Consider the following 11,652-nt stretch of genomic DNA (forward strand, 5'->3'; position numbering starts at 1 on the left):
GAAAAAGAATATGGAATTTGATAGATATAGCTTTAATGAATTTATTCGAGAAAATTTTTCTTTTGATGGTAATACTCAGAGAATAATCAACAATATAGTTGAATATGGAATTAAAAATTTTTCCGATTCAGAAGATAAATTAGTTGAATTTATTCAGACTACAATTGATGATCCAACAGTTGAAGAAATAAAACAATTTATTATTAGTGATGGAAAGGAAGAAGAAATAAAAGATTTAACAGATAAGAAAGATAAAAATAGAAATGGAGGAATAAAAATGAATATAAAAAAGGGAAATGTAATTGAAACTGAATTTGGAGACACTATGGTATTGGATGTGAAGGATAATCAAGCCACCTTATTTGACGGAAATCAATTTATTTTAGCCACAGGAGTAGAGTTTAATAAAGAAAGTGGAAAGTATGAATGGAATTCTGTTAGATACGCAAGTGATATAAAAACAATAGCAAATATGGAAAATACAAATTTTGAAATCATGAAAAATACAATAGATTTTTTAGCAGAATATAATCATAAAGAATTTGTAAAAGGTATTATATCTCTTGAAACAGGAGTAGAAAATGAAAATGTTCTTAATAATGCCTATGATAATTATATGAACGATTCAGTTATGGGCCTTATTGATGAAAAGTTTATTGAATATATAGACGAAGAAGAGTTAAAAGAAAACTTAGAAGTTAATCAAGAACAAGGAGATAAAGCAATAAAAGATATAGATAATAAAGAAAAGGATACATTAAATATAGATGGAAATATAGCAACTGATATAAAAATTAAAGATTTAAAATCAAAAGATGGGAGGGACTTTAAAGTAGCCTCCTTTTCTATTGCTGAAAATGACAAGGAAGGAAATGCAAAATTCATCAGCTGCTACGCCTATAATGATAAAATCAATCAAGTAAAAAATTTGAAAAAAGGAGATTTTGTACACCTATTTGGCAAAGAAAAGAAAAGTATGGGAAAGGATAATAAGGAATACACAAGTCTAAAAGTATACTCTGCAAAGTTATTAAAAGCTAAAGAGCATACTAAAGCAAAAGCATCAACAATAGGGAAATTAAAGGAATTTAAGACTAAAGGGAATATGAAAGTGGATGAAAAGAAGAAAAAGGATAATAGCATAGAAAGGTAAAAGATTATAGGGGGCAGGTTTTAGTCTGCCTCCTGTATTTTTTTTTATTGGTTGTCTTTAAGGTAAAATGATGGGTTATATTGAAAAAATATCAGCCACATCCTATCAGGAGGGCTGATACACAAAATTTTATACAGTCTCCCCTAAACAAAACTTTTCAAACTACTGGAGAATCCGATACACCAGATCCTTACTTATACAATTCATTATAAATATACTTATCAGTATTCTTTCTTAATTGGGTCAATTCATTTATCAATATATTCTCGTTGGCGTAGTCATCCATAAGAATATCTTTTTTATTTTTGTATTCATCATATAATTTTGACAACTCTTTTATACTTAGATTTTTATATTGACACTTTTCTAAAGTATTTATTGCTTTTTCATATGCGATAATTTGAGGCTTATATTCACTATAAAAATCTTTATCATTTGTGTTTTCTTTATAGGTTTTATAAATAACCTTATTTATTTTTATAGTGTTAATGTCTTCAATAACTGTGTAAATTTCACTCATAACTTTTTCAACATCTTTAATCTTATTTAAGATTTCTTGCCTATTAACAGCCTCTTCTTGGAGTTTAGTTTCCAAATCCATACTAGATGATAGACCGTATTTTCTAAGCTGATTTAAGGTCTTCGCCATAGTATTCATATTATGTTTTCTAGCCCATATTTCATAACCTTTAGAAGATTTAACATTTTCATTATTTTCTATGTCTATTATATTATCAAATTTCTTATAAGATTTCTTAGCATAATATACTTCACTATTTTTGTAATTTTCATTTGCCTTATTTTCAATTCTTTCTTTTATTTTCTCTTTTGTATAATCTTTTCCAAGAGTAGTTTCCTTCGCACGAATGAATCGCCCCTTTTCTCCTTGTTTTTTATGTCTGAAAGAAAGATATTTTCCAAGTTTAATTTCATAGCCATATTCTTCCATAAGCTTTAAGAAATTCTCATAGCTATTTGCTTTATTAATAGCATGATCAATAGAAATTTGAAGTTTATGTTTCCAAGATTTTCCTTTATTAAATTCAATATATTCTTTGTAGGATTTACCATTGGTTTTATACTTTTCTTTAAATTTTACATAATCTTCATCTATAACAGAGAGCTTATATTTTCTACATAAATCATCACTATGATTTCTAATTTGGTGGTAAGTTTTTTTGTTACTTTGATATGCTTTACCAGTTTCAAAAGAAACATTATTAAATAGTATATGGTTGTGAATATGACCCTTATCTATATGGGTAGTAAGAACATATTCATATTTTCCTTTTAAGATTTTATCGCATAGTTCTATGCCTATTTGATGAGCCTCTTCAGCAGTAGTTTCTCCAGGAAAAAAAGATTGAATTAAATGTCTTGCTAAAACTTTTGCTTTAGAATTACATTCTATTTTTGTTTGTTCAAATTCTAAATGAGCAGTTATAGGGTTACAGTTTAGGGAGGAAATTAGAATTTTTTCATCTGTTTTATCACTATTCATAATATAATCAAGTGCTACTTTTAAAGTGGATTTTATAGGATGAATTTTAGTAATTGCCATTATTCTTTCTCAGTATTTATGCTATTAGAATTAGTAAGAGAGTATATTTTTTTACGCATAGAGAAAATATCTTTTGCTTGATTTTCTAATAAGCTTTTTAAATCTTCTACATCATCTTTATATATGATTGATGTAGTATTTACCCTTTTAGCAATTTGATTTATATTATTTGAAGTACGACTTATATTTGTTGACATTTCACGAAAGACATCCATATCTAATACATAAATATCTTTTTCTAAAATACATTTCATAATAAATTGCCTAAGAGTTTTACACTTAGATGCTTTATATTTTTCATTTAGCAATTCTAACTCCTCATCAGATAACATTAAATAGATTCCGTTATTTCTAAATCTACTTGTCATAATTTAACCTCCTCGTATATTGTAGTTGTAATAATAAATACTACATTTTGTTCTCAATCCCTCTTTCTTATGTGATAATAATTATATAGATAGAGCTCGTAGTAAACTTCCTTGAAGTTCCTCTTCCTAATAAATTTATTAATCGAAATAAAAAAGAAAAACCTGTAAATTCAAGTAGGATTACTTGACTTACAGGTTTAATTTATTCTATATATTTCGTCTGGAAATCTCCTGATTTAATTTTTTATTGCTTATATTTTATCATTTTTTGAGATAATATTCAAGTTTGAGTTGGGGCTATTATAAGAGTTAGTTGATGAATTTAATTATTATAAATTTAGGGGTTTGGGGATATTCCCCAACAAGTAAAATGGAAAAAATAAGCGATATAATCGTAGTATTCTTATTCCATTTTTAGTAAGTGCATATGCACTTACTGTGCTTGCTATTTTTGCTATTTTTACTATTTTTGCTATAATACACTATTTTATGATAACTTAAATTTTAAAAAATTAAAAAAATTACTTTGAAATAGATACTTTTACAACTATAATAATATGTATGATATTAAAAAATATTTTAAATTATCATATTTAAAGATATTTGATTAAATTATTAGTTAATAACAATTTAAGAGGGGGAGTAATTTATTTTACACAGGGAATTTGCTGAAGAAAATTATTTAGAAGCCATATATATTTTATCTTTGGAAAATGAAGAGGTTAGAAATATAGACATTGCTAACTATTTGGATTACAAAAGACCGACGGTTACAAGAATGCTAAAAAAACTTGACAATAAAGGCAGGATAACTTATGGAGATGATAAAATAATTCGTTTAACAGAAGAATCAAAAAAATTTTGTGAAAAGATGTATAAAAAACATATGTATCTTACTAGCGTATTCATTAAACTTGGAGTTAATCCTAAACAAGCAGAAAGTGAAGCTTGTCTTATAGAACACGTTATATCAGATGAAACGTTTAAAAAATTAAAAAAACATTTTAATGAAACCTTATAATTAATAGCATAGATAACTTTTAAATAAGTTTTTTATGCTATTTTTTTTAATTATTTTACAAAAAAGTTCAAAAACTCATTGATAAATGTTATCAAATGGTATATAATGAATAAAAGTTAGCTATTGCTAACAAAAAATATATTAAAAGGTGAATTTATGTCAAAAAATTTTGAAATGCTAAATAAAGAATTAGACGAAAACAATATTAAAGCTAGTCTTGTTATATTTCCGTTTGCAGGAGGTGGAGTATCTGCATTTAGAAATTGGAAATATGAATTTGAAGATGTAAGGATATTTGTTGCTCAATATCCAGGAAGAGAAAATAGATTTTCTGAAAAAGCTATAAGTGATATTAATATTTTAGTTGAAACATTATTCAATGATATGGAAGAAAATTTTGATTTTGGAAAACCTTACTATTTATTTGGACATAGTATGGGAACAAAAATAGTTTATGAAATAGCCTTAAAGATCAAAAATTCAAGATATGAAAATCCAAGAGGAATAATAATTTCAGGTGGACGTGCTCCAGTGTATAAAGAACCAAACCCAATCTATTACCTTGATGACGAAGGTTTTATAGAAGGGCTAAGAAGATATGAGGGAACCCCGAAAGAGATATTAGATAATAAAGAATTGATTTCAATTTTTTTACCGACACTTAGAGCAGATTTTGTAATAGACGAAGACTATCAAGATACAAAACATGAAAAATTAGAAAGTCCCATACTTGGCCTTATGGGAGATAAAGATCAAGAAATGAAATTAGAAGAACTTAAAAAATGGCAAGATTATACAACAAAAGAATTCGTCTATAAATATATAGATGGCAAGCATATGTTTGTAAATACATCTACTGATATGGTTATAAGGGAAATAAAAAGCTATATTAATGAAAACGTTAAAAATAATTAAAATTACAGAACTAACAAAATTTGACATTAATGAGGTAGTTCAATTTATACATGATGATTGTATAGCAGTAGTTGCTGTAGAGACAAATAGTTACGGAATTATAAGTGAATGTATTCCATATTTAAGTAAAGATCAAATTGAAATTATGTGGAAGTATAGAAAAGAAAGTGACAGAATTAATTATGCTGTAACAAAAGCAATAGTAAACTTGCTATTTTCTAAAATTGAGAAACTAAAATGCGAAGAGATTAGATGGCGTTACGGTAAATATAATAAACCATATATTAGAAATCATTTGAATTTACATTTTAATATATCACATACCACAGGATTTTCAATAGTAGCCTTCTCAAGAAATGATATAGGAGTTGATATTGAAAATATAGAAAGAAATATAGATTATAGTGAAATTAAGAATAATTTTTTTATTAACAATGAAAAAATATTAGGTTTGAAAGACTTTTACAAATATTGGGTTTCTAAAGAAGCTTATTTAAAATATAAAGGAGTCGGTTTAATTCAAAATTTGGAAACAGTTGATGTTATTAATAAAAATAATAATGTAATGAAAGTTATAGATAAAGAAAATAATATTCAAAAGGAGATTTTGATTTTTGAAAAAGAAAAATTTGTTTTTGCGTTATGCTATTAAAAAAGTAGGGCAAATATTATGAATTTAGAGATTAAGAGACAATTAATCAACTTTTATGATAAAGATGTTTGGGAGCATCTAACTGTTGGCGAACATTTGAAAATGTGGTCAAATACATACGCCGATAGAGTAGCAGTTGTAGATGAAAATGAAGAATTGACATATAGACAACTTAAAGATGAAGTGGATTGTTATGCTAATGGACTTTTAAATCAAGGATTCTGTAAGGGAGATAAAGTATTATTTCAACTTCCTAATAGTAAAGAATTCATTATAATTTTATTTGCAATGATGAGTATAGGAGTGATTCCTGTAATTATCTTGATGGGTCATAGATATTCTGAAGTTAAGGGAATTTTAAATAAAACAAATGCAAAAGCATATATTGGAATTAACAGGTACTTAGGATTTTCATATGAAGATATGGTGTCTAATATTATAGAAGATACGAAAGAAGATATACAAGTTTATTTGATTGGCGAAACAGAGAAATATGAGAAATTATGTGCTTTAAGACAAAATAGAAAAAATAAATTTGCCAAAGAGTTAGATTATAAGGAAACTGCTATATTTTTATTGTCAGGAGGAACAACAGGCTTTCCGAAACTAATACCTAATAGGCATTGTGAATTTATATATTTAGCAAAAGAACTGGCAAATGCAACAGATATGAATGAAGATACAGTGTATTTGGCAGCTTTACCTATGAGCCATAAATTTGCACTTTGTTGTCCGGGAATGATTGGGACATTGTCAAAAGGTGGTAAGGTGGTTACTTGTAGAGTATCCAGTCCTGATGAAATAATACCTTTGATTGAGGAACAGGAAGTTAGCATTATGGCATTGGTACCTACTTTAGCTAATATGTGTATAGAATATCTTAAAAATGATGATGCTGATATCAGCAGTTTGAAGTATATACAGATAGGTGGATCTGTTCTTGATTCTAACTTAGCAAAAAAGATTCAGGAAGAATTTAATTGTAAATTATTGCAATTGTATGGCATGAGTGAGTCGTTGATTACTTGCTCTAGGGTTTTGGACGATGATTATGACAGATTACATACTCAAGGGAAGAAGTTAAGTGAGTTTGACGAAGCTCGTATTGTTGATGAAAACGGGAAAGAGGTTCCTGATGGAGATTTTGGAGAGCTAATAGTTAGGGGACCATATACTATTTTGGAATATTATGATTCATCAAAACTAAATGATACTCAGTTTACAGAAGAATGTTTTTTAAGAACAGGAGATAGAGCCGCTAAGTTATATGGAGACAATTATAAAATTGTTGGTCGTGTGTTGGAGATGATAAATCGTGCTGGAGAAAAAATAGTTCCTTCTGAGTTGGAAAATATTTTGCTTACAAATAAGAATATTAGAGAAGTGCAAATTGTTGGCATACCCGATGAGACGCTTGGAGAAAAAATAGGTGTATTTATTTTGAAGGGAAGTGCTGTTCTTACACTTAGAGATATAAGGAATTACTTGGTAGAAAGAGGACTTGCTTCTTTTAAGTTACCGGATGAAGTACAGTATGTTGATCAATGGCCATTAACAAGCGTTGGAAAGGTAGATAAAAGTAAATTAAAACAACTAATGATTAAATAGATAAGGAGGCTACAATATGGAAACATATCAAACTAGACAACAGGCAGTACGACTTCTTGATGAAGTGTTACAAGCAAACTTAGATGGATTTAAACCTTCAGGAAAAGACAATTTGATTGAAAAGGGTTTAGGCTCTATCCAAATCATGCAAATAGTTTCAGAGCTTAAAAAATTAGGGATAAAATTATCGTTTGCAAAACTAATGGAAAATCCTACACTTGAAGATTGGATTAGACTTATTGAAAAAGCAAATATTAAAAATATTGATAAAAAGACTGAATCAAGAGAAAAGAATATTTCGGAAGAGTTCCCTTTAACGGATGTACAGTATGCTTATTTTGTAGGGAGAGAAGAAGATCAGGTTCTAGGTGGTGTTGGGTGTCACGCATACTTAGAAATTGATGGACAAGAGATTGTAACAGATAAATTAACTGCTGCTTGGAACTGTTTACAAATGGAAAATCCAATGCTTAGAGCAAAATTTAACCGTAATGGTACTCAGCAAATTATGGAAGAACCATACTCAAAAGAAGTTAAAATTTTTAATTATACTTCACTATCTGAAGAAGATGCAGACATAAAACTATTGGAAATGAGAAAAGAAATGTCTCATAGAAAATTTGATATAGAAGTTGGAGAAGTAGCTAGCCTTAGCATTGCGTTACTAAAGGATAAAAAACATAGAATATTTTTAGATATTGATATTCTAGTTGCAGATATAATGAGCATAGGCATTATAATGAGTAGACTTGTAGAGCTGTACTGCGGAGAAGATAAAGTTTCAATAGATAGCAATTATACTTTTAAAAATTATCTGGAGGAACGAAAAATAGATGACGAAATATACAAAAAAGATAAGGAATTCTGGAAGAAAAAAATTGAATCCAGTTTTCCTTTAGAGGCACCTAACTTACCCATTAACAAAAAACCGGAAATGATTGAAAAAGTGGTTTTTTCAAGAAGAAAGAAAATTATTAGCAAAGAAAACTGGATTAAGATTAAAGAAAATGCATATAAAAATAAAGTTACCCCATCAATGGTTCTGTTATCAGCATATTCAATGATTATTGAAAGATGGACAAATCAAGAAAAATTTGTGATCAATGTACCATTATTCAATAGAGATGTAAATGATAATAGTGTTAAAAGAATGGTTGCAGATTTTACTAATCTTCTATTAGTTGAGTGTGAAAGAAAGAATGAAAAATTTTTAGATAGAGTGAAAACTATATCTGGCACATTTTTAGAAAATGCCTCTCACAGCTCATACTCTGGAGTGCAGGTACAAAGAGATGTTTATAAAGAAGTTGGAAAAACTATCAATATTGCACCTGTGGTGTTTGCTTGTAATATAGATTATCCTTTAGAGACTCAGGAAACAAGAAAAATATTCGGGAAAATAAACTATATGGTATCACAAACTCCACAAGTTTGGCTCGATTTTCAAACTTATTTAGTAGATGATGAGATTGTATTATGCTGGGATGTGGTTGATGAATTATATCCAGATGGAATGATTGATGATATGTTCGACTCTTTATACACTTTATTACAATCATTAAGTGATAATGAAAATTGGTATAGATTGCCTGAAATTCTTCCGTTGAATCAGATTGAAGATAGAGAAAAAGAATTAAAAAATATTTTGCCTTTGAGTTACCCTAAACAAACTCTCTATACAGAATTTCTTGATAGGATTAAAGTAAACCCGGAAAAAGTTGCTATTGTGGATGCACAATCCGGTATTGAATTAACTTATGGAGATTTATACAAAAAGGCGTTAATTATTGCAACAAATTTAATTTCTTTTGGAGTAAAAAAGAATGACTACGTGGGAATAACATTGCCAAGGGGATATAGTCAAATAGTTGGTATTTTAGGAATTTTATTTGCCGGCGCAGCATATGTTCCTATCGGTATTAATCAACCCAACGAAAGAAGAAGGAAAATATATGAACAGATAGGAATAAAACATGTCTTATCCAATAAAAATACAATAAGGGATTTTAATTTAGATGATACAGATATCACATTTGTTGATATAGATCAATCAACTATTCAAAGTATAATTGAAAAACCTGTCAATATTAGTCCGTTTGATACAGCCTATGTAATTATGACATCAGGAACGACGGGAATTCCTAAAGGTGTGGAAATTGCACACAATAGTGCTGTTAATACAATCAATGACTTAAATGAAAGATATGAAGTAAATGCCAATGATAGCGTAATAATGGTATCAGCAATTGATTTTGATTTATCAGTTTATGATATTTTTGGAATATTATCGGCTGGAGGAACCATCATTACTTTAGATGATAATAATTTCAAAGATCCGGAACTTTGGTTAAAACTTATTGAAAAATATGAAGTAACAATGTGGAATTCGGTGCCAATTCTTTTTGATATGCTAGTAACTATGGCAGAGGGTAAAGATGTTTCTATTCCATTGAGATTAGTTTTTCTTTCTGGAGACTGGATTGCAACAACATTACCTAAAAGATTTTATAACAGAAGCAAAAATTCTCTTGTAGTTGGAATGGGAGGAGGAACAGAGGCTTCCATTTGGTCAAATTATATCAATGTTCCAAAGGAAATACCTAAAAATTGGATTTCTATTCCATATGGAAAAGCGTTAAAGAACCAAGTCTATAGAGTAGTTGATGGTTTAGGAAGAATATGTCCTAACTATGTTAAAGGAGAATTGTTAATTGGTGGGGTTGGTGTTGCAAAGGGATATAGGGGAGATAAGGAATTAACAGAAAAGAAATTTATAGAATCGGATGGAGTTAAATGGTATAGAACTGGAGATGCTGGAAGAACATGGAATGATGGAACTATTGAATTTTTAGGAAGGCTTGATAATCAGGTAAAAGTTAAAGGGCATCGAATAGAACTTGGAGAAATTGAAGATGCTTTAATTGAAAATCCTAAAATTAATAAAGCTGTTGTTGATGTTATTAAGATAGGCACTAATAATCAATTGGTCGCATTTATTGAAAGTAATGAGAGTAAGGATTATACATTAACTAGATTAAGTAGTAATGAAAAAATAAATAAACTGAAATCTGAATACATTGATTATGATGAGTATCTAAATAGTGAAAATAATATGGTTTTAGGTTTGATATTTTCTATTTTCATGGATTTGGGTATTAGTCAAGGAAAAAGGTATTCTTTTGATGAAATAATGAAATTTGGAGAAATAGATATAGGATACGAATTGCTCGTAAAAAGATGGCTATTATTATTGCAAGAGCATAGTATGATAAGTTTAGAAGATGGTATTTACTTATTTAAAAAAATAGATATAGCATTAGACACAACAGTCAACCTAGATAATTTCAAAAATAATGTGGTAGATATTATACAGGGTAAGAAACAAGCTATTGATGTGTTTTATGCTTCTGAATCTAAACTTAGTCCTTCCAGACTTTTGAAAAAACTGAAAAATTATAAAGAAAATATAAATGAACTTATTGAAATTATAAAGATGGTATTTGATGGCAAAAATAAAAAGCTTAAGATTTTAGAAATAGGTGGAAGAAATAGCGAATTAACAGAAGAGATAATTACAAACTTTGAAGATAAAATCGAAAAATATGTTTATACCGACACTTCGCTATATTTTTCAAATGAGTTTGAAGGCATAAAAAATAAATATACTTGTTTCGAGTTTATAAAAATAAATTCTTCAAGTAAGTATTTGGAAAATTTTAAAACGGAAAAATTTGATATTGTCATATTATATAATTCGCTACATCGTTCTCATAATATTTCAGATATGTTGCGTAATATAAAAACCATATTATCTCCTATGGGCGTTGTGATTGGAACTGAAATAAATGATGAATTATTATTACCAGAAATTAGTGCATCTGTACTAGAACGTGGTTTTATTGATTTTGATTTGTTAGAGCGAAATGGAAAAATTATTCCAAATATTAAAAACATTAAAAATGCAAGTGAAAATTGTAAATATAAAATTGAGTATTTATCTAATGAGACTGAAATTAACAAAATGGGAAGTATGATATATGTTCTTAAAAATAACAAAATAGATGTTGAACAAGATGAATTAATTAAATTTTTAAAGAACAAGCTTCCTGAATACATGATTCCACTTGAGTTTATAATTGTAGAAGAAATGCCATTAAATAAAAATGGGAAAATTGACAGAAAAGCATTAAGAAAATTGATAGAAAGAAATGATGACCATAATTTTATCCATGTCAGAAAAAGGATTAATAATACAAATGAAATAGAAAAGTATGATGAAATTACAAAAAAAATAATTGATATATACAAAGAAATTTTAAACCAAAATTGCAATATCAATTTGTACACTTTTTTGTCCTTCCTGCCAAAATATCA

The 11,652-nt window shown here is 28.1% G+C and carries 8 protein-coding genes; 6 read left to right on the forward strand and 2 right to left on the reverse strand.

Features of this window, described 5'->3' with window-relative positions:
- Nucleotides 1-10 precede the first annotated feature (10 nt).
- Nucleotides 11-1,153, forward strand: a complete 1,143-nt coding sequence (locus tag HMPREF1639_RS05725) for a single-stranded DNA-binding protein (RefSeq protein ID WP_036764326.1) — start codon at nt 11-13, stop codon at nt 1,151-1,153.
- Between the two features lie 190 nt (nt 1,154-1,343).
- On the opposite strand, the gene HMPREF1639_RS05730 is transcribed toward HMPREF1639_RS05725, so the two are convergent.
- Together HMPREF1639_RS05730 and HMPREF1639_RS05735 are read right to left on the reverse strand one after the other, a co-directional pair.
- Nucleotides 1,344-2,714 carry a relaxase/mobilization nuclease domain-containing protein gene (locus tag HMPREF1639_RS05730; protein ID WP_036764328.1) on the reverse strand — a complete coding sequence of 457 codons (1,371 nt, stop codon included), beginning with the start codon at nt 2,712-2,714 and terminating at the stop codon, nt 1,344-1,346.
- Entirely contained in the window at nt 2,714-3,082 is a 369-nt protein-coding gene (locus HMPREF1639_RS05735) for a plasmid mobilization protein (protein ID WP_036764329.1), read from the reverse strand. The genes HMPREF1639_RS05730 and HMPREF1639_RS05735 overlap by 1 nt, the downstream gene beginning before the upstream one ends.
- A 649-nt stretch (nt 3,083-3,731) precedes the next feature.
- Here HMPREF1639_RS05735 and HMPREF1639_RS05740 point away from each other — a divergent pair.
- From HMPREF1639_RS05740 to HMPREF1639_RS05760, 5 genes are all read left to right on the forward strand, one after another.
- On the forward strand, nt 3,732-4,103 hold the full coding sequence (locus HMPREF1639_RS05740) for a metal-dependent transcriptional regulator (RefSeq protein WP_084572474.1): 372 nt from the start codon (nt 3,732-3,734) through the stop codon (nt 4,101-4,103).
- A 156-nt stretch (nt 4,104-4,259) separates the two neighbouring features.
- Nucleotides 4,260-5,018: a thioesterase II family protein gene (locus tag HMPREF1639_RS05745; RefSeq protein WP_036764333.1), complete on the forward strand. Its 759-nt coding sequence runs from the start codon at nt 4,260-4,262 to the stop codon at nt 5,016-5,018.
- Nucleotides 4,996-5,670, forward strand: coding sequence for a 4'-phosphopantetheinyl transferase family protein (locus HMPREF1639_RS05750; protein WP_036764335.1), 675 nt, complete (start codon nt 4,996-4,998; stop codon nt 5,668-5,670). The genes HMPREF1639_RS05745 and HMPREF1639_RS05750 overlap by 23 nt, the downstream gene beginning before the upstream one ends.
- 18 nt (nt 5,671-5,688) lie before the next feature.
- Nucleotides 5,689-7,278, forward strand: coding sequence for an AMP-binding protein (locus HMPREF1639_RS05755; RefSeq protein WP_036764337.1), 1,590 nt, complete (start codon nt 5,689-5,691; stop codon nt 7,276-7,278).
- A 16-nt stretch (nt 7,279-7,294) separates the two neighbouring features.
- A partial coding sequence (locus tag HMPREF1639_RS05760) for a non-ribosomal peptide synthetase (RefSeq protein WP_036764339.1) occupies nt 7,295-11,652 on the forward strand: 4,358 nt, incomplete at its 3' end.

This window comes from Peptostreptococcus sp. MV1 (assembly GCF_000758885.1).
Taxonomy (GTDB): Bacteria; Bacillota; Clostridia; order Peptostreptococcales; family Peptostreptococcaceae; genus Peptostreptococcus.

Bases quoted from the DNA above. Each gene is read 5' to 3' on its own strand.
- HMPREF1639_RS05745 (WP_036764333.1), top strand. From the start codon at position 4,260: ATGTCAAAAAATTTTGAAATGCTAAATAAAGAATTAGACGAAAACAAT.
- HMPREF1639_RS05725 (WP_036764326.1), top strand. From the start codon at position 11: ATGGAATTTGATAGATATAGCTTTAATGAATTTATTCGAGAAAATTTT.
- HMPREF1639_RS05735 (WP_036764329.1), bottom strand. From the start codon at position 3,082: ATGACAAGTAGATTTAGAAATAACGGAATCTATTTAATGTTATCTGAT.
- HMPREF1639_RS05750 (WP_036764335.1), top strand. From the start codon at position 4,996: ATGAAAACGTTAAAAATAATTAAAATTACAGAACTAACAAAATTTGAC.
- HMPREF1639_RS05730 (WP_036764328.1), bottom strand. From the start codon at position 2,714: ATGGCAATTACTAAAATTCATCCTATAAAATCCACTTTAAAAGTAGCA.
- HMPREF1639_RS05755 (WP_036764337.1), top strand. From the start codon at position 5,689: ATGAATTTAGAGATTAAGAGACAATTAATCAACTTTTATGATAAAGAT.